Below are 18,455 nucleotides of genomic sequence, written 5' to 3' on the forward strand. Positions count from 1 at the left end.
TCGAGTACTTCAAACGATGTTGCCTCTGGTTTTAAACTTTTTCTTGCCAAGTTTTTGCACCATTATTTCGCTACAAGGTCAAGATTACAGGATTTCCGCTCTTCTCTAGTAAGTTTTGCCACGCTAGAGTAAATCAAAATGTGGGGCGTTACCAAAGTGGGGCGATTGCGCTTCATCAGTTGCCGCAACCACTGAAAAACAGGGAGCAATGCTCTAACAGTGAGGTAGGCAAGCAGGGGAGGCAGGGAAGGCAGGGGGAGAGAAAAAAAAAGTATATTTCAGAGTATTCTAGTAGCAAAAATTACTATTTTCTCTCTTTACTCCCCCTGCTCCCCCTGCTCCCCCTGCCCAAGAAAGCCTATTTCACGAGGATCTCACTTTTTCGCGTTGCTCCCGAAAAACATTACTCCCCTGCCATTCGACCAAGAGCTAATCTGTCTCTCGTCGCTAAAGCTGTAGGCGTGGCTGATGGTGAGCTAATAAAGAACAGATTGGACACTAGCAAGTTGATCTACTTCCAGTGTATTTCTGGAAAACAGATTGTGCCGTATGTATCTAAGATAAATATCAATTTAGATCCATAGGATCTAATGATTAATCGCTTTGTCAATTTCATTTTTATTAATTTTTTTGCCTCAGCAAAATTTTAGATACTAAAAATCTCGTAATATTTCTTGACAATATTTGAATATTCAAAGGTAAAGTAATGCTCAATATAGATTTAGAACGACTTCTTTACGCAGTACAAATAGATTTTCAAACAGAGGTTACTAAGATTGCTGGACAAGTTTTTAGCAAAACTCAGTTTCAGTTATCTGCTCGAAAAATCGGCAAGGTTCATGCAGCTTTAGTTGTACCACAAATTTATTTAAAATCATTACACCAAGACTATCAAAACATTGTTGATAATAATTTAGCTATTACTTTTAAAAGTGGAAACCGTGCTGGAGGAAATTTTCAAGTAAATTATTTACCTAAAATAAATATCTTAACTATATCTGGGTACTACAAAGATGGCACGGCTTATCTGTGTTATTCTCCAGCGATGAATCCTGATTGGTACAATGGCAAAGGTTATAAAATAGCTCGCCCTGATTGTATTGGAGAAAAGTTTGAGTTGTTAGCGAACAAGTTTTATCCATTTTTTGAAGAGTTTTTTGCAGTTTAATTAAAATTAAACCTATTGCAGGATGGCTGTAGATCGACGAATTATTTGACCAGAGTGACAGATTACGGTTTACGGTCAGATAATCTGTGTCTCTACAAAATCAGCAAACGATTAATGAGCATTGCGCCGTGATACTGAAGTTTGAGGATGCTTATCCCAAAAATTAGTGGGAGATTCCAAGCGTTCAAAAGCCTTGAGCAAGCCAGTTTTTCCACAAATTACTATTCATAACTTATTAAGTATGTCTAATTATACATAGCATTTTAATCCAACCTGTTTCAAAGGATAGGTGGATTTTAATTATTTAAAGTTTAATGTGAAAAACAGCTAATGATTAACCTTTATAAAAAATACTAATGCTCATAGCTCAGGATCAGAATCATAATAAAAATATCAAAGATTTTCTCCCAAAAGCTTTGTTATTGCAAGTTCCATCTAGTTCTGCGATGCTGATGTTGAGAATTTATTATGATGTGATTCCACGAGTTCATAAGCATTTAGAATTCTGGAAGAAAAAAGCTGAACGAATTCCTAATCCCGAATTACGTAAACAGGCTTTACTAAGTATAAAAACTAAAGCTTTCCACTGTGAAGGTGGTTCTATCTATGGATTGCTTGCCAAACAAGAAATTGAGCAAATAATCTGCTTTATTGTTGCTTATCAAACAATTAGCGATTATTTAGATAACCTATGCGATCGCAGTACTTCCTTAGATCCGAAAGATTTTCGTACTCTCCATCAAGCTTGTTTAGACGCTTTGACACCTGGTGCTAAATGCATTAATTACTACCAATTTCGTCAAGAGCAAGACGATGGCGGCTATCTGATGGAATTAGTAAAAACCTGTCAAAATGTATTAAGGCAGCTACCGTCATATCACGTAATTGCCCCTAGTTTACATCATCTGGCTGATTATTATTGTGATTTACAAGTTCATAAACACGTTCAAGTTAACCAGCGAGTTCCTCGCTTAGAAGCATGGTTTGAAAGACATCGTAACCAAATTCCTCAAATGAAGTGGTATGAATTTTCAGCTTCTACTGGCTCAACATTAGGAATTTTTTGCCTTGTGGCCTATGCAAGCGATCCAGATTGCTCCGAGGAATTAGCTACAAAAGTTAAAACCAGCTACTTCCCTTGGGTTCAAGGACTTCATATCCTACTTGACTATTTTATCGACCAAGAAGAAGACCGCATAGGTGGAGATTTAAACTTCTGTGCTTATTATAATAATGGACAAGAAATAAGTGAACGGTTTGCTTATTTTTTTAAACAGGCTGATCGAGCTGTTGCTTGTTTACCACATAAGCACTTTCATCGAATGATTAATCGAGCTTTATTAGGTGTTTATCTAGCTGATGAAAAAGTTAACGAACAGAAAAACATCAAAAAAACTGCAAAGAAAATTATCCGTTCATGTGGCGGTTCATCACTCTTTTTTCTGGGAAATATTATGATTATGGCTCGGATTCGGTATCGGAAAATCTTAGCATAATTAGTCCGACGTACTAAACGATACAAAAACTAACTAGATATTAGTTATAAAGAAGCAAGCGTATCCATCATCTGAAAGTCCAATATAAGTCTGTTATTTATTACTTGTCTAAAAAATAAGAAAGCAATTCATCAGTTTGTAAAATTGTTGGCATCCTTTTAAACTATGTTCATGGATAAAGACAAATTCTAATAAGGATAATTTAATAATGTCTAAAATTGTAGTCCTTGGGGCAGGGCCAGCAGGGTGTTCCGCAGGTTATCACTTGGCTAAAAGCGGACATGAAGTCATGCTTATAGATAAAGACTGTTTTCCCAGAGATAAGACTTGTGGAGATGGAGTCAGCCTTGGATCGGTTCAAGCATTATCCACAATGGGAATATATCCACAGGACATCAAACGTTTAGCCTCTGAGTACGCTCAAATCGATAGCTTTCTGCTCGGAGTTTCAAACGATATTAGCCATCTGTGCCCCACTGAGCTTAAAGGCTATTGCATACCTAGATTTGTATTCGACAATCTTCTTTATGAAAAAGCAATCAATGCAGGGTGTGTACAAAGAACGCAGAGGATTAGCGATATTCAACGCTATCACCAAGAGCTTAATAGTGATTTTGATTACATAATTGATGCACGCGGTGTCTATGCAGGAGAAGCCAATGCGATCGCAATTAGAGCTTACTGGAGTATAAGAGTGGCAGATTTTCCAAAAACCTATCTTTCAAAAGCTCAAATTTACTTTGATAAAACTCTTGGGGTTAATGGATATGGTTGGATATTTCCCGTAGCGGTAGACTCAGAATTAGTCAAGCTCAATGTTGGTGTGGGAGTATGGATAGATGAATATCAAAAGAGCAACATAAACATTATTCGGCTTTTCAATGAATTTGTGCAGCGTAATCAGGCTACAAAAGAACTCTTAAGTCTAGTAGTTAGTCAGCAAAAACCTAAAGCTTATCCCTTAGCTACCGCAAAACGAGCTAACACAGTCAGTTATGGCAAGGTTTTTAAAATTGGTGATGCTGCAAATCTGACAGATCCTTTGACTGGTGAAGGGATCGCAAATGCTATTCTCAGCGGCTTATACGTGACGCAAGCGATTAATATGAGTACTAGTCCAGAATTAGCATCTGAAAATTGGCAGCGTCTTTATCAGCTGTACTTTGAGCCAGATCTCGATGCTGGTTTACAAATAAAGTCTTTTAGGAAATTCTCATTTATAAATAAGTTATTAATTTGGCTGATGAATAGGAATAAGCCATTGGCAGAGCAGGTAACTTATACATTTGCCGGTTTAATTCCTTATAAAAGGCTACTTCCGTGACTCATATTCTGTTAGACAGTACAAACTCAAACATCCTTCAATAGGTAGTTTTTACAAACCCGCAGGTTAGGTTATAGAGGTGATTATCTACTTAATGTACTATTTTATACTTTAGACAATATGGGAGCTGTTTGCTTCATCCTCTACTTGAACAGTCGCGTTTCCTGGAACTATGCCCGTTTCCCCCGCTACTGCACGTCCGAGGATTTTACAAAGAGCGAGTCGATAGCCACTATTGCTTCATCCACTTTTCTGCTGCAAAGCCATTTCGCCCAGATGAAGTTCCGCCCAGATTAAAGAATTCGTGTCAAGTCCAGTACGCGGCTCTAGCCCCAGTACCCCATATCAGCAGGGCTTTCGATATCCTTGAAGCCATGCTTCGGACGATCGCCTGCGGCATTGTGGAAGATTACTTTGCGGCACTAGCAGCAGAGCCCAATCAATTCCGGCAACCTTTGTTCTAAAAATTATCTGACAACATTTAGATAAATGGCGTGATTTATTCCGGATCGCGATCGCTAAAAGGTCATTTGAACTTTTTCTGGAGAAACCTCAATAACCATTTCAATGTACCAAGCTTTAATACCCGTGTCTATTCGCACACTGACTCTATTCTAACTGACCCAACGAGTTATAAATTTTTTCCCCTGCTTGCGATGTTCAATAGCAACAGTAAAGTCGGGTGGCTCCTAGTGAAACCATAGCAGTATTAATTAATACCTTGACTTTCTCTGAGGAGTTGTATTGAACCATCTTTTAGCAGTGCTAGGATAGAAAATAAGCTGCAATGTACCTCTGTGTGAGCATTAGTTGCAGCTAAAGGTTGAATGATTGTGTCAGCACAATTTTCCCAATTGCTTGACCTGACTCAGCATATTGATGGGCAGAAGCAATTTCAGCCATACTGAAGATTTTATCCAGATGTGGATGTACCTTGCCTTCATCCACCAATTGAGCCAACTTTGACAAAATCTCGCCATGATGAGCGCGACCTCTACCAAACAGCATGGGAATCAGCATAAAAACTAGATGCAGCGTTAACCCTTTTACATGCAGTAAAGTTAAGTCTTGATGGGATAGCGAAACAATGGAAACAATTGTTCCGTTGAGAATTGCTGCTTTGAAGGCATTCTGAAGATTGTCGTTACCAACTGTATCAAACACCACGTCAAAACCCTCCCCATCCGTATGCTCTGCCACAAATTCTTCAACAGGTTGTTGCTGATAGTTGATGATGACATCTGCACCCAACCGACGAGCGATTATCCCTTTCTCATTACTATAAACCAAGGCGAATACCCTTGCTCCTGCCCACTTTACCAGTTGAACGGCAATATGACCTACACCCCCAGTCGCTCCATAAACTAAAACCTTTTGCCCTGGCTGAATCTTGGCCCGATCAATCATTCCTTCCCAAGCTGTAATTGAAACTAATGGAATAATCGCTTGGGTATGGACACAGATGAACAACTCAGTGATTCTTGGTGGGAGCGGGTAAAATATTATGCTCGACTGGCGATTGAGCGGGTGGAACGAGTAAATCAAAACGCTACACTCAATTACAATAACGATTGGTGCAAGTAGATTTATACCCAACAGTTCCGGTTTAATTTCAAAAACTCAAACCGACTCAAAAGGATGAAATCATAGACATAAAAGACAAAGCCCAATCGCACAAGTATCCTAGGATCACTAAGCGCATTGGGGCTAGTCCTCCTCAATATGCGGATTTTGAGTAGAAGAAAAAGCTTGTCAGTCGCCATTGCCTTGCTACGATAGGCTATTTGATAAATCAGGATACCACTCAAGCAGAGAAGGTTTTTAAAGAATCATGGCAGCTAAAAAACATAATTTACTTAATCACGGATGTTTCCTTAATTCCACAAATAAAAAGATAGTTGTCAATTTAGCCACGGGTAATATCTTAAATCTACTAACCCAAGAATTAAAAACTCGTTACTCACCAGAAACTCAAAAACTTGTACTTGAAGAGAGTTCAAAGCTGCTACCTGATTTGGTATTTCAAGAAATGTTACAGCGCCAACACTTCTGTAGTGAATGTTAACCCTGATAGCTTAATTGTGGTTAACTGTGCGATACAAGAGACAGAGCTTGATGAGTTTGGGTTTAATTTAAATGTCGAAGTATATTTTGTAATTGCAGATGTCAAAGGTCAAAATCACTTTCGTGCTAATCGGATAGTCCTTTGGTCAGATATTTGGGGTGATGAAGAACAGCTTTTTGATTTAGAAGATGAACTAGGTGAGCAATTCTGGACAGATTATCAAATCCAGTTACTCTTTGATGATAAAAATCAGCAAATAATTGAATTAGAAGTATCACAAACAGACGATTATGCAGCAACGTTAGAATTTTACCCATCGCTAAAAAGGTTTTCACCATCGATAGTTCCCTTTACGGATAATGACTTTTAAAATTTTCAAATCACATCAGAACTAACAGATTCCTTATAGGGAAAACCACAGTAAGGACAGAAGCGAAATTTTACTGACGTAATCGGTTCCTTACACGAAGCGCAACTATTACGTAACCCAGTCCCGCATAGAAAACAGAACTTGGAGCGCGGCGACAACCAAATATCTTCAAGTGTTGTTCCAGGCTGCCAACAGTGGGGACAAAATTTGAGAACATCTGATGCCCCAAGAGCAACCCCACGGACAACCCAACCGCATCCAGGTATTCAGATGGAATCTGCAATGCGACAGCTAGCCCACGCTGACTTTTACTATTGAGCTTAGTCGTCATCCCTCGTTCAATCTTACCTAGGCTTTGAAGATGAATCCCTGCCTTTAGGGCCAGTTCAGTTTGACTTAACGAAAGGCTCGTGCGTATTCTTTTAACGTACTCTGCCAGTGATTCTTGGGGTTGAGGGGTATTGTCCATGATGAAGTATGTATTAATATATATGTTTAATTATCTTATTTAAATATGTTTTTGGAATACTATACGCTACTTTTAGTCCGAAAAATGGTGAAATATGACAACTACATTAGCACAAGTCGCTACAGCATTCCTCTCACGAGATGGATTAGCCGCTAATACACTTAAATCTTACGAACAAACGCTACTATCTTTGCTCAAAGAACACGGCAAAACACCTGTAGAATTAGTAGACCGTCAACTACTTAAGGATTATCTACAAAGCTTAGATGACTTAAACTACACAACCCATAATCGCCATCAAGCGATAATCAGCGCTCTGTTTAATTTTGCTGTAGATTCCGGCTACATTCAATCAAACCCAGCTAGCCGTTTAAGTCCCAGGAAACCGGAACGAGAACGGGGAGAACACAAGACAGACGAGATAATACGCTATCTCACGCCATCACAGTTAGATATTTTGTATACAAACGTCAAAAAATCTAATGCCAGACTGGAGACAATAGTCCGCTTACTGCATCGAAGTGGAGCCAGGATTGGAGAATTACTCTCCTTAGAGCTAGCACACATAAATATGGAGCAACGCAAGTTCCAAGTTGTAGGTAAAGGTAACAAACAACGCTGGTGTTTTTATAGTGAAGATGCGGAAATTGCTTTACAAGACTATATCAAATATTATCGCCACTCCGCATCCAAGGCATTATTCACCGCCCAGCACCCAACGACCAAAGTTATAACAGCAGTAAGTTATGAAGCAGTTCTGGCAGACTGGAGAAAAGTAATTAACCAAAGCCATGAACTGAAAGGCATTCGGCTGCATGACCTCCGCCATACATTTGCGACTGAGCGGGTGGGACTAATGGCGATTGAGGAGCTACGGGCGCTGATGGGGCATGAAAATATCCAAACTACCTTACGCTACCAGAAAATCACATCGTCACGGGCGGAATCAGTAGCTAAGTCAGCTTTAGATAACTTGGTCAATAATATATAACTTTTTTTCATTATGTGTAGCGATCGCTAGCTAAAGTATTGCAAATTTTAAGTTATAAAATAGTATTACATATACTCCGAATCAACAGAATCAGAGATGATGAAATCTGATATACAAATCTCAATGTGAGAAGACCCCCCTGGCTCCCCTTTAAAATTTAAATACAACTGATGTTACTCCTTCGGCGATCGCCTCAGTCGGTGCTAACTCTCTTAAACTTTGATTCTGCTATTGCCCAAAGATTACCTTATGGCCCAGATACTTGTCGGCAAGGCTATGTTTGGCGCGAAGCTGTTCCCAATGACCAAACATACTGGAGATCGTTTTTATCTTCAGACAACAAATCATCCCGCGATGTCTTTGCCACTCTTGTAGCTCATAGCTCTGGGTTTTCTCTTCTTGAGAGGGACTACTGATTTCTTGGGTGCTTGTGGCGGACGGCATTTCTCACAATATAGAGGTCGAACCCCAAAAGTTTCTCGTTGTGTGGGTTGTTCGCACTGCTTACATACAAAGTTGAAAACGCGGGTGTGAATTTCCCGCTTGTGCGCTCTGACGGTGTACGAAGGGACATCGATTGTTTTGCTGGGCATTGACTACCTTTGTCGTCTTACTTCTTCAATATAGTTTTTCATATTAGTTCTGCAAGATCCGTGCGTCATCTGACTAAAGTAATTCTACTTAATCAAATAAATACTCTTGAATGTCATTTTGATGATGGCGAAGAATACTTATAGCTTTGACCTGGATTTGACGAATGCGCTCTCGACTGAGGTTTAGCTGTTGGCCAATCTGAGCGAGATTGAAATGCTGATCATTTTCTAGTCCAAAGCTTAAAGTCAACACTTGACGCTGAATCGGTGTCAATGGTTCTAAGAATTTAGCTACGTCTTGCGATAGAAGTTCTTGGGTGAGCAGTTTTTCTGGTGAAGCGCCAACGTCTGCTAAAATTTCGCCCAATTCTGTCTCTTTCTCATCTCCGACTTGTTTATTTAAAGAGATGGCTGTGCGAGAGGCGGTGAGATATTCTCGAAGCTTATCTGTGCTTATGTTTAATACTAATGCAATTTCTTCAGCAGTGGCATGACGACCGAGTTTTTGAAAGCTTTCTCGCTGCACTTTTTTAATTTTATTAAGTATTTCAGTGAGGTGAACAGGTAATCTAATAGTGCGGGATTGTTCTGCAATTGCTCTGGTTATAGCTTGACTAATCCACCAGTAGGCGTAAGTTGATAGCTTATACCCCCGGTTGGGATCAAACTTTTCTATACCTTTTTGTAAACCGATCGCTCCTTCTTGGATCAAATCTAGAAATTCCAAATTGCGGTTCTGGTATTTCTTGGCAACAGATACTACCAATCGCAGGTTAGCTGTTACCATTTTTTGTTTGGCTTTTTGTCCAAGGTGTAGTGCTGCTCGGACTTGTGCTTCGGTTTTTTCGACAACATTAGCTAATTCTGTCATTGTTGGTTCCCGGTCTAGCTGTTGGGTGAGTTCATTTTTAGATTGCTCAATGGCAATCATCTGTTGTACAAGTCTTGCATAAGCAATTTCTTCCTCTGGCTTCAATAAAGGATACTGACCAATTTCCTGCAAATAGATGCGAACCATGTCTGAACTCAGGCTGGACATACAAACTCAACGCTTTTTTAAACCAAGGAATTTAAAAGTATAAATCAAATAGCTCAATAAAGTTTTCTATTTTGAAGAACCAAAACATATTATCAATGCAGCCAAAGCAATAGATTTCCCCATCGCTTTCCAGTATCATCACTCGGGAGTAAGCTGCCATCTCGACTGCTTGCTGTTGTTGCTCTGAAAGCTGAATTTTGTGACTAGCAGTAAAGCGCTCAATCCAGCCACGAACACGAGGAATGTCAATTGTAATCGGTTGACTTAAGCGCCCAGATATCAGTTGTGCTAGGTTTTGTTCAGTATGAAAGTAAGTTGGTTTGTAACACAGTAGGGTTTGGTCTGGGATTTTCTCTCTGATTAACTCATCCCTTAATGCCATATCTTTGATAGTCACGCTGATCGCATCTTCTGTTGGCTGGTGATCCTCAGTAGTCAGCAGTTTAATCACTGACTCAATCAGTTCTACTTGAGGTAAGTAACAATGCCCGTCCTCGGCAGCTTCGCTCAAAGCATGAACAAGTCCAGCACAATATCTGAATTCGCTATCTGGTGCAACTCCCAAGTTACGGGCAATTTTATCAGCAGTCAGAAAACCGATCCCATAGATATCGGCTGCTAGCTGGTAGGGGTTATGGGTTACTGTAGCGTTCGTCGAAGACGTGCCGAAGGTATCGCTTCATCCTTATAGTATTGGAAATAAAGTTAATCTAGTACATCGATACTAGCTTACCAACTCAGCATTAATCTGAACGAAAACTCCTCAATGAAAAATACAGGAGTCATAATTACGAGTGCGTGATTGGAGTAATTTTTGACAGGAGTGGCAATTTGTTTCCAGTCTTGGGAAAGCGGTCTTGACTTATATAAACGAAACAAGAGTATAACATTAATTAATTAATACTCCTTGAACTCATGTTGTTTACGATAGATTACACAAGACAAACCATTAGGGTAGAGACTGAAAGAGTTAGCAATGGTAATGGAATGAGTAAAATTACAGTTGAAATATTAAAGTTTAGTCTCTATTGATGTAAATTTTTTTTTAGAATGCACTGATACCGATATTGTTAAGTTGATGTCTTTATTATTTTTGTTCAGTCAATGAGCAAGATCATTGCAGTTTTTAATCAGTCGGGTGGTGTCAGCAAAACCACTCTGACAATGAATTTAGGCTATCATTTGGCTCAAAGTAAGCAGAAAGTTTTATTAGTGGACATGGACCCCCAAGGTTCACTAACTGCTTTTATGGGATTAGAGCCATCTGATCTAGACAAAACAGTTTATGAAGCTATTATCGGAGAAGAACCATTACCAATTCATCAGAATATACATGGGATGGATTTGGCCCCCGCAAATATAAACTTAAGTGGTGCAGAATTAGAACTTGTAATAGCAGATATGCGAGATATTCGCCTGAAAGAGGCACTTGAACCAGTTCTCACACAATACAACTTCATTTTAATTGATTGTCCGCCAAGCCTCGGTATTCTTAGCTATATTAGCTTGGTGGCTGCCACTCACGTACTCATTCCTATTCAAACTGAATATAAAGCTTTAAAAGGAACAGAACTATTGTTAACAACTATTGCTCGTGTTCGTTCACGTGCCAATAAAAAATTGAAAATTGCCGGAGTGGTTCCGACCATGTATGATAATCGAACTGGACAAGGCTCTCAAAGTTTACAATCAATTACTAATTCTTTGTCAAAAATTGGCACGATTTATTCAGCTATTCCTCGCTCAGTAGTTTTCGCTGATGCTGCTCAAGAGCATATACCGTTAGCTCTTTATAATCCTAAGCATCCATCTGTCACTATTCTCAAACAGATTGCTCAAAGTTTGGAGACGTTGCCATGAGTCTGAAGAAGCGTGTTAGTCAACCTTATGAAATTAAAGGAGTTGATGCTTTATTTGGAGTTGAAGAAGCAGTAGACAATAGTAGTGCTGCTTTCCTTATCCCAATAGAACAAATTGTTTTACCACATCAACAACCTCGCCGCTACTTTGCTCCTCAAGCCATGCATGAGTTAGTAGAGTCAATTAAACAGCATGGAATTCTTCAACCCCTTCTCGCCCGTCCTCGAAAGGATGGGAAATATGAACTAGTTGCAGGAGAACGTCGTTTCCAAGCGGCTAAAACTGCTCAATTAGAATTTGTACCTGCTGTTATTAGGGAAATGACAGATGTTGAAGCACTTGAGCTAGCACTCTCGGAAAATCTCCAAAGAGAGGACTTAAACCCAATTGAGGAAACAGAGAGTATTGTTGCTCTCTTAGGATTAAAACTTAATCAAACTACAGAATCAGTAGTTGCTTTACTTCAATCAGCAGCTCATCCAGAACGAGAGGCTGTGGATAACGTTATCCACAGCCAAGAATGGCAGTCTCTACTTGAGGTATTTAACACAATCGGAAAGTTTTCCCCCGAAAGTTTTAGAACCAATCGTCTCCCATTACTAAAACTTCCTATAGATGTTATGGAAGCTCTCCGGTCAGGAGTAATCGAGTATACTAAAGCTAAAGTGATTGCGCGGATTAAGGATGAAGCCCTACGTAAATCATTACTATCTGATGCGATTCAAAGTAATTTATCTTTAAGTCAAATTAAAGAGCGTCTTGCTGAAATTCAAGCAAACATGCCTGCAAATACAGATAAAAAATCATCTTCTTTAAAAAAGAAGATAGATGAAGCCTACAGTAAAGTAAAAAAATCAAAGGTTTGGGATAATCCCAATCAGCACAAGCGATTACAAAAAATATTAGTAGAACTTGAAGCCTTATTAGTTGAAAGCAGCGATGATAACTGAAACTACATTTATTATGGCAATCAGCATTCCTAAACTAATTCATTCAAAAGAGGCAAACAGCGATTAGATTACTTCTCTTGCATAAAAAATCTCAAGTCTCAAGCAATAGCCTCTCGAAACGACCAATTTCTCGTAGATAAATTCCAAGTGTATCAGAGCCAAAGCTCGCCATCTTGCAAGAAAATAAATTGGTAACAGAGATTTTGACGGTAAAGTGTAAATCAAAGAGTCAACGATGATCTAAATTAATTTTTGAATCTGGCCGATCGCTCTGGCTTTGGTGTACTCAACGCCGCGTACAGTTCCGAATGGCACAGCAATGCCTATTTTACACAAGTTTCTGTGCGATGGTTCAAGCGCCACTTTAAGAGCGATCGCTTTGCGAAAAAGAAAGTGAAAATTCTTGAACCGATACATCCAGATGAATCAAAAACAATTAGAAGACTCCATTTTTGAATCAATCTTTGAGGCTGTTTCTGATGGTAGTCAACGAGAGTGGACTGATGAGGAAAAATTAGCTGCCGTAAGTGATATTGATCTTTTTCACCAACTCAAATGCTGGGCAGACAACAGCCTCAGTGATAGTTGTTGGCATGAGGCTAATTACCATTTAGTGAATAGTAGTTTATCCAAATCTTCCTTACATGGTGAGGAAGAAAAAACATACATATCTTTTTAGGAGGGAAAAATGAAATTTAACATTTATTATGACGATAGCGAATATGCAAGGGTAATGGGGAATCCAGTCTTAGGCGTTGTCGAGGCTGGTTGTAAAGATGAAGCCGAAATTTTGGCCTCTAAAAATGGTTTAGGAGGAACTGCTGGTGTATGGGCTGTAGAAGTCCAACAAGACCAAGAGTGGAAGCAACACCTAAACAGTCTTAATTGAACTAGTTAAGATCATCGCTTTGTCATATCAGGCGATCACATGAACATTTAAGACAGCGATCGCTCTTTCTTGATTGCCAAAAATTTATATACAACAAAATAACTCACTTTTACAACTAGATGTAAACGGCTACGCCGAAGCAAAAGTGAGAGTTGCAGCGACCAAACACACGCTTCAAACCCAACTGCAATTCTCAACACATTGAAAAATTACAAATCTTCGGAGTTAATCATGGATATTCAATCAGTTCTTAACCTCATGATTCAAGCACTCGTCATGAGCTTTGTCGCGCTGATGGTTTTCGATTTAGTTGGCGGCTTGTGGGTTGTACCGTTACCCCCTGCTAGATGGCAACCGCCCGTTATTGAACAGTCCACCGAGAGAGGAGTCGCAACACGACTTACTCTGCAAGAGAATATTCCTCATGTCACTCCCCTAGCTCCACAGTTCGAGCAAATTCCTGACCCCTGGAGTTTGGAAGCAGCACCAGTAAATCCCGTTTCTGCACAATCGGTTATTATCTCATTCCCTACACTGCGACTGCTGCCACCAGCCCAAGAAGTACAGATATCCAAACCCAAGAGGGCTAGAGCAAAATCGTCCACGCCTCCCAAATCCGCCTCAACGAGTACTAAGCGCCAACCCACCAAATCGCGCAAGATAACTGCACAAAATGTAGGGGTTTAAATCCCCGGTTTCTATCAAGCCACAAGTGTTGTAACGGGGATTTATACCAATTCGCAATTCGCAATTAAAAAACTTAGAGATACTTGCCTTTTAGGGTTTACATCTGTTTCATAATTTTAGTGAATTGGTATTAGACCCTGCCACAACACGGAAAAAGCGAATTGCGCTCATGCGCGAATTGCGAATTGGTTTAACAATGGGCGATCACTCTTGTTGATTTAACGACTGTCAACAAACGGCTACGCCGAAGCGAAAGTGATGTATTCATATATATAGATATGGTCAGCCTCATCGCTACACAAGGGACTCTCTTTGACCTGCAAACAGTTCTGGACTATGGGCAATCTATACTAAATATTGCTCAAGAACTCGCCAAATCACTGATTGAGCAACGGGCTATTTCCACCAAAACGATTCAAGCCCAAATGAATCGCCACTTCCACGGCACTGCAGCAGAGGGGGCGTGGCAGTGGAAAGATGCTTACGAAGCTGTGGAAGTGGCGGCAATCTTGTACTTGCGGCATAAAGGATTGTCCACCAATCCGTTAGAGGAACTGCAACTAATTGAAAGTCTCTGCCCGACGCACACACGCCGCAGCGAACAACAATTGCAACTTCAGCAGTTTTCTACCCCGTTGTCTTTGGCGTACTTGGTGGCATTGGCAGGGCAAGTTACCAGCAATGACTTAGTGCTTGAACCCAGTGTTGGTACTGGGATTATAGCCCAATTTGCTAAACTACAGGGCGCGAGTCTGATGCTGAATGAACTTGCACCCGATAGATCGAAGATTCTGCGTCGGCTGTTCCCTGGCGTTCCTTTGTTTTCGGTAAATGCCGAGCAGATTAACGACTATCTGGCTGGTAAAACTCAGCCTTCTGTAGTCTTAATGAATCCACCTTTTTCCGCATCACCCAAAGTCAACAGTCGCAATCCTGATGCTACGCCACGGCATATCAACTCGGCGTTGCATAGGTTGTGCGATCGCGGAAGACTCGTAACTATTAGTGCTAACTGGTTTTCTCCAGCTAATCCTACTTGGCGAGATACCTTTATTAAGATGCAGGAGAAGGCAACAGTAGTGCTTTCGGTGGGAATCAACGGCAAGGTCTACGGCAAACACGGAACTCACATTGATACTCGATTGACGGTCATCGACAAAGTTCCGACTGCTGACTCAACAGACATAACTTGTATTGATGATACCGTTGAACTGGGAGAATTGGGGACGCTGATTGAGCAACTACCACCGCGACCAGTATGGGAACGAATTACTCCAAATACTCAAGCTTCGGTTTCAAAAGCGGTTCGTTTAAGTCCCGTTAAGCCGGAGTCCACTCTATCAGCGCCAGTCACTCAAACATTATCCCAATTTCTTGATGTTGCACCCTTAAACTATGAGGTGATTGAGTGGGCTGCAAACGAAGGGTTGAAAGATACCCTTTACGAAACCTATTGTCCACAGCGCTTGAAACTATTGAATGCACTACCACACCCTTCACTCCTTTGCGAAAGTGCAGCCTTAGCCCTAGTGTCTCCACCGGCTCCCACTTACAGACCGCATCTACCTCAGCATATTGTGACTCAAGGCTTGCTGTCAGAAGCACAGCTTGAGAGCGTGATCTATGCAGGTCTTGCACATAGCGAATTTCTCTCAGGTTCTTACTTGGTAGACGATTCCTGGGATAATGTAACTGTAGCGGCAACTGGCTCAGAAAACGCTGTGCAATTCCGTCGCGGCTGGTTCTTGGGCGATGGCACGGGCGCTGGTAAAGGTAGACAAGTTGCGGGTATCGTTCTTGACAATTGGTGTCAGGGGCGAAGGAAAGCAATCTGGGTATCAAAAAGTTCTGCCCTAATTGAGGATGCCCGTAGAGACTGGTGTGCGCTTGGAGGTAGTGAAAAAGATATCATTGACCTGGGCAACATCAAGCTAGGCAAACCCATCCCCTTCACCCAAGGCATCCTATTCTGCACCTACTCGACTCTGCGCTCACTTCATAATGGTAAAAGTCGGCTCAAGCAAATTGTTGAGTGGGCAGGAGCAGACTTTGATGGGGCAATAGCCTATGATGAGTGCCACAGCATGGGCAATGCGATGGCGCAGTCGGGGACACTTGGCTTAGTGAGTGCATCACAACAGGGCATTGTCGGGCTGCGATTGCAAAATGCACTACCTCTTGCACGGGTGATTTACGTGTCGGCAACCGGAGCCACAAAAGTCTCAAACCTCTCCTACGCCAATCGCTTGGGACTTTGGCAGACTGGTGATTTCCCGTTTACCTCCCGTGAGGATTTTGTAGAATCAATCGAAGTCGGCGGTATTGCAGCAATGGAGGTTGTTGCTAGGGATTTAAAAGCACTAGGTCTGTATCTCGCACGGAGTCTCTCATTCGACGGCGTAGAATATGACACATTAGAAATTGAGTTAACACCGACTCAGGAAAGGATTTACGATAGCTATGCAGACGCTTTTCAGGTTATTCATAATAACTTACACAAAGCTTTGGAAGCTTGTAACATCTCAGGCTCGAAAACATATAATCGAGCCGCTAAAATGTCTGCAATGTCTCAGTTTGAATCACATAAGCAAAGGTTCTTTAACCATTTGCTCACGGGTATGAAATGCCCACAGCTAATTAAAGCTATCGAGCAGGATATCGCCCAAGGTCATGCCGTTGTTATCCAAATCGTATCGACTAATGAGGAGTTGCTTAAGCGCCGACTCAATCAGGTTCCCGCAGAGGAATGGAAGGATTTGAACCTTGATTTAACACCAAGGGAGTATGTGATGGATTACCTGTTAAGTGCGTTTCCTGTCCACTTACATGAGATTCATTCATCGTCTGAAGGTGAAGAACGCTCCGAACCAGCCTTTGATGCTGATGGCTCACCCATTGTATCTGCTGAAGCTATGGCCTTACGCGATGCCTTAGTCGATAAGTTAGCAAGTCTTGACCCTATTCCCGGTGCATTAGAGCAATTGCTTTGGCACTTCGGTCACAAGCAAGTTGCTGAAGTTACCGGACGGAGTAAGCGAGTCCTCAAGGATGATTCCGGGCGTTTATTTGTGGATTCACGGGGTGCGGGTGCTAACATTGCCGAGACTAACGCATTCATGGGGGGAGATAAGCTGATTCTCATCTTCTCTGATGCGGGAGGGACGGGGCGAAGTTACCATGCTGACCTTAACGCGGCGAATCGTCGGCGGCGATCGCACTACCTACTCGAAGCCGGTTGGAGGGCGGACAATGCGATTCAAGGGCTTGGGCGATCGCACCGGACTAACCAAGCATCAGCACCAGTGTTCCGTCCTGTGACTACTAACGTCAGAGGTGAACGCCGATTCATCTCTACCATTGCTCGACGCTTGGACAGTTTGGGCGCACTCACTCGCGGACAGAGGCAAACTGGGGGTAATGGCATCTTTGATGCTAAAGATAACCTAGAATCTCAGTATGCTGAGTATGCTTTGTACGAACTGTTTAAACAGATTTTCCAAGGTCGATTTGTCCAAGTTCCACTAGGAATGTTTGAGGCAATGACTGGACTTAGCCTCACCTCCCACGAAGGCGGTATGAAAATCGACTTACCACCTTTGCGTCAGTTCCTGAATCGGCTGCTGGCTTTGAGAATTGGGATGCAGAACTTAATTTTTGAGAGGTTTGAATTGCTGTTAAGTCAACAGATTGAAACAGCGATCGCCGCAGGTGTCTTTGAGCTTGGTGTTGAAACTCTTCGGGCTGAACGGTTTACCATCGAAAGCCAGGAAGCAGTTTATACTTATCCTGCTACTGGTAGTGTGACCAACTATCTCTTGATTGAGCGTCTTCAAAAGAACAACATTCAAACTGCTCTTGAAGCAGTGGATTCGGCTACCAAGTACCAGGGACGGCTGATGGTAAATGAGAAATCTGGTCAAGCCGCAGTATCTATTCCTACTCACAGTATATTTGATGCTGAAGGTGGGGTAGTGCCACGGGTTTTGCTGGTGCGACCACAGAAAGAAACTCGCGTACCTGTTGACAATCTTTTATCGTCAACTTGGAAGCAGGTTTCAACAGAGGCGTTCGTCGCGGCGTGGTCAAAGGAAGTAGATCAATTGCCCAAGTTTACCACCGACCACATTCACCTGATAACAGGAATACTTCTACCTATCTGGAAAATCCTGCCACAGCAGAACAATCGAGTATTTCGATTGCAATTAACTAATGGAGAGAAAGTACTGGGTCGTGTAATCAGTGCGGAGAATATTCGTGCTGTTGCTGAACAATTGGGATTGAAGAATAAGCTCTTAAGTCCACAAGAATTAGTAAGCCTTGTGCTTAATAAGCGGTATTCACAACAATTACCAGGAGGAGTAACCTTACGCTGTTCCTCTATTGCTGATGAGCGGCGGATTGAGCTAGTGAATGCTTTATCGTTGGCTGACAGGCTTGTGGCTGTTGGTTGCTTTACCGAAATCATTCAATGGAAAAAGCGAGTATTCATTCCAACTAATGATAAAGCACCGTCAATTTTAGCTGCTGTGATTCAGATTCTTGGATGAAATTTGT

At 41.4% G+C, this 18,455-nt stretch carries 20 protein-coding genes and 2 pseudogenes; 15 read left to right on the top strand and 7 right to left on the bottom strand.

Features of this window, described 5'->3' with window-relative positions; translation table 11 throughout:
* Positions 1-706: 706 nt before the first annotated feature.
* The 4 genes from LC653_RS12815 (at position 707) to LC653_RS12830 (ending at position 4,452) form a co-directional block, all read left to right on the top strand.
* The gene (locus LC653_RS12815; protein ID WP_229494839.1) at positions 707-1,168 is read left to right on the top strand and encodes a hypothetical protein; all 462 of its coding nucleotides are present in this window, start codon (positions 707-709) and stop codon (positions 1,166-1,168) included.
* A 356-nt stretch (positions 1,169-1,524) separates the two neighbouring features.
* Positions 1,525-2,664, top strand: coding sequence for a tetraprenyl-beta-curcumene synthase (tbcS, locus tag LC653_RS12820; protein ID WP_229494840.1), 1,140 nt, complete (start codon positions 1,525-1,527; stop codon positions 2,662-2,664).
* Between the two features lie 208 nt (positions 2,665-2,872).
* Complete coding sequence (locus LC653_RS12825; RefSeq protein ID WP_229494841.1) at positions 2,873-3,988, top strand: FAD-dependent oxidoreductase; 1,116 nt, start codon at positions 2,873-2,875, stop codon at positions 3,986-3,988.
* Between the two features lie 131 nt (positions 3,989-4,119).
* Positions 4,120-4,452 (top strand): hypothetical protein, encoded by a 333-nt coding sequence (locus LC653_RS12830; RefSeq protein ID WP_229494842.1) that lies wholly within the window; start codon positions 4,120-4,122, stop codon positions 4,450-4,452.
* 352 nt (positions 4,453-4,804) lie between these two features.
* On the opposite strand, the gene LC653_RS12835 is transcribed toward LC653_RS12830, so the two are convergent.
* Entirely contained in the window at positions 4,805-5,395 is a 591-nt protein-coding gene (locus LC653_RS12835) for a zinc-binding dehydrogenase (RefSeq protein WP_229494843.1), read from the bottom strand.
* A 45-nt stretch (positions 5,396-5,440) separates the two neighbouring features.
* Here LC653_RS12835 and LC653_RS46195 point away from each other — a divergent pair, with 45 nt between their 5' ends.
* The 3 genes from LC653_RS46195 to LC653_RS12845 all read left to right on the top strand — a co-directional run bounded on the left by LC653_RS46195 (position 5,441) and on the right by LC653_RS12845 (position 6,423).
* On the top strand, positions 5,441-5,572 hold the full coding sequence (locus LC653_RS46195) for a hypothetical protein (protein WP_267923036.1): 132 nt from the start codon (positions 5,441-5,443) through the stop codon (positions 5,570-5,572).
* A 247-nt stretch (positions 5,573-5,819) separates the two neighbouring features.
* Positions 5,820-6,053, top strand: a complete 234-nt coding sequence (locus LC653_RS12840; protein WP_229494844.1) for a hypothetical protein — start codon at positions 5,820-5,822, stop codon at positions 6,051-6,053.
* Positions 6,043-6,423, top strand: coding sequence for a hypothetical protein (locus LC653_RS12845; RefSeq protein ID WP_229494845.1), 381 nt, complete (start codon positions 6,043-6,045; stop codon positions 6,421-6,423). The genes LC653_RS12840 and LC653_RS12845 overlap by 11 nt, the downstream gene beginning before the upstream one ends.
* 5 nt (positions 6,424-6,428) lie before the next feature.
* Here the strand turns inward: LC653_RS12845 and LC653_RS46810 are convergent, their stop codons facing one another.
* On the bottom strand, positions 6,429-6,581 hold the full coding sequence (locus LC653_RS46810) for a double zinc ribbon domain-containing protein (RefSeq protein ID WP_308189080.1): 153 nt from the start codon (positions 6,579-6,581) through the stop codon (positions 6,429-6,431).
* 164 nt (positions 6,582-6,745) lie between these two features.
* A pseudogene (locus LC653_RS46815) lies at positions 6,746-6,892 on the bottom strand (helix-turn-helix domain-containing protein); the annotation flags it as partial.
* A 94-nt stretch (positions 6,893-6,986) separates the two neighbouring features.
* Between LC653_RS46815 and LC653_RS12855 the strand changes: the two are divergent.
* Together LC653_RS12855 and LC653_RS12860 are read left to right on the top strand one after the other, a co-directional pair.
* Positions 6,987-7,883, top strand: coding sequence for a tyrosine-type recombinase/integrase (locus LC653_RS12855; RefSeq protein WP_229494846.1), 897 nt, complete (start codon positions 6,987-6,989; stop codon positions 7,881-7,883).
* Positions 7,884-8,053: 170 nt separating this feature from the next.
* Entirely contained in the window at positions 8,054-8,299 is a 246-nt protein-coding gene (locus tag LC653_RS12860; RefSeq protein WP_229494947.1) for a hypothetical protein, read from the top strand.
* Here the strand turns inward: LC653_RS12860 and LC653_RS12865 are convergent.
* From LC653_RS12865 to LC653_RS12875, 3 genes and pseudogenes are all read right to left on the bottom strand, one after another.
* Positions 8,228-8,476 (bottom strand): hypothetical protein, encoded by a 249-nt coding sequence (locus LC653_RS12865; protein WP_229494847.1) that lies wholly within the window; start codon positions 8,474-8,476, stop codon positions 8,228-8,230. The two genes, LC653_RS12860 and LC653_RS12865, sit on opposite strands and share 72 nt — an antisense overlap.
* An 88-nt stretch (positions 8,477-8,564) precedes the next feature.
* On the bottom strand, positions 8,565-9,515 hold the full coding sequence (locus LC653_RS12870; RefSeq protein WP_229494848.1) for an RpoD/SigA family RNA polymerase sigma factor: 951 nt from the start codon (positions 9,513-9,515) through the stop codon (positions 8,565-8,567).
* A 96-nt stretch (positions 9,516-9,611) separates the two neighbouring features.
* Positions 9,612-10,164, bottom strand: a pseudogene (locus LC653_RS12875) (helix-hairpin-helix domain-containing protein); the annotation flags it as partial.
* A 455-nt stretch (positions 10,165-10,619) separates the two neighbouring features.
* On the opposite strand from LC653_RS12875, the gene LC653_RS12880 reads away from it, so the two are divergent.
* Entirely contained in the window at positions 10,620-11,375 is a 756-nt protein-coding gene (locus LC653_RS12880) for a ParA family protein (protein WP_229494849.1), read from the top strand.
* Positions 11,372-12,325, top strand: a complete 954-nt coding sequence (locus tag LC653_RS46200) for a ParB/RepB/Spo0J family partition protein (protein WP_267923037.1) — start codon at positions 11,372-11,374, stop codon at positions 12,323-12,325. Before LC653_RS12880 ends, LC653_RS46200 begins: the two co-directional genes overlap by 4 nt.
* Positions 12,326-12,565: 240 nt before the next feature.
* Here the strand turns inward: LC653_RS46200 and LC653_RS12890 are convergent, their stop codons facing one another.
* Positions 12,566-12,742 (bottom strand): hypothetical protein, encoded by a 177-nt coding sequence (locus LC653_RS12890; RefSeq protein ID WP_229494850.1) that lies wholly within the window; start codon positions 12,740-12,742, stop codon positions 12,566-12,568.
* Between the two features lie 4 nt (positions 12,743-12,746).
* Here LC653_RS12890 and LC653_RS12895 point away from each other — a divergent pair, with 4 nt between their 5' ends.
* The 4 genes from LC653_RS12895 (at position 12,747) to LC653_RS12910 (ending at position 18,448) form a co-directional block, all read left to right on the top strand.
* Positions 12,747-13,004 carry a hypothetical protein gene (locus tag LC653_RS12895; RefSeq protein ID WP_229494851.1) on the top strand — a complete coding sequence of 86 codons (258 nt, stop codon included), beginning with the start codon at positions 12,747-12,749 and terminating at the stop codon, positions 13,002-13,004.
* Positions 13,005-13,013: 9 nt separating this feature from the next.
* Positions 13,014-13,214, top strand: coding sequence for a hypothetical protein (locus LC653_RS12900; RefSeq protein ID WP_229494852.1), 201 nt, complete (start codon positions 13,014-13,016; stop codon positions 13,212-13,214).
* Between the two features lie 231 nt (positions 13,215-13,445).
* Positions 13,446-13,901: a hypothetical protein gene (locus LC653_RS12905; RefSeq protein WP_229494853.1), complete on the top strand. Its 456-nt coding sequence runs from the start codon at positions 13,446-13,448 to the stop codon at positions 13,899-13,901.
* A gap of 278 nt (positions 13,902-14,179) precedes the next feature.
* Positions 14,180-18,448, top strand: coding sequence for a strawberry notch family protein (locus LC653_RS12910; RefSeq protein WP_229494854.1), 4,269 nt, complete (start codon positions 14,180-14,182; stop codon positions 18,446-18,448).
* Positions 18,449-18,455: the final 7 nt, after the last annotated feature.

This window comes from Nostoc mirabile CHAB5784, assembly GCF_020829645.1.
GTDB lineage: Bacteria > Cyanobacteriota > Cyanobacteriia > Cyanobacteriales > Nostocaceae > Nostoc > Nostoc mirabile.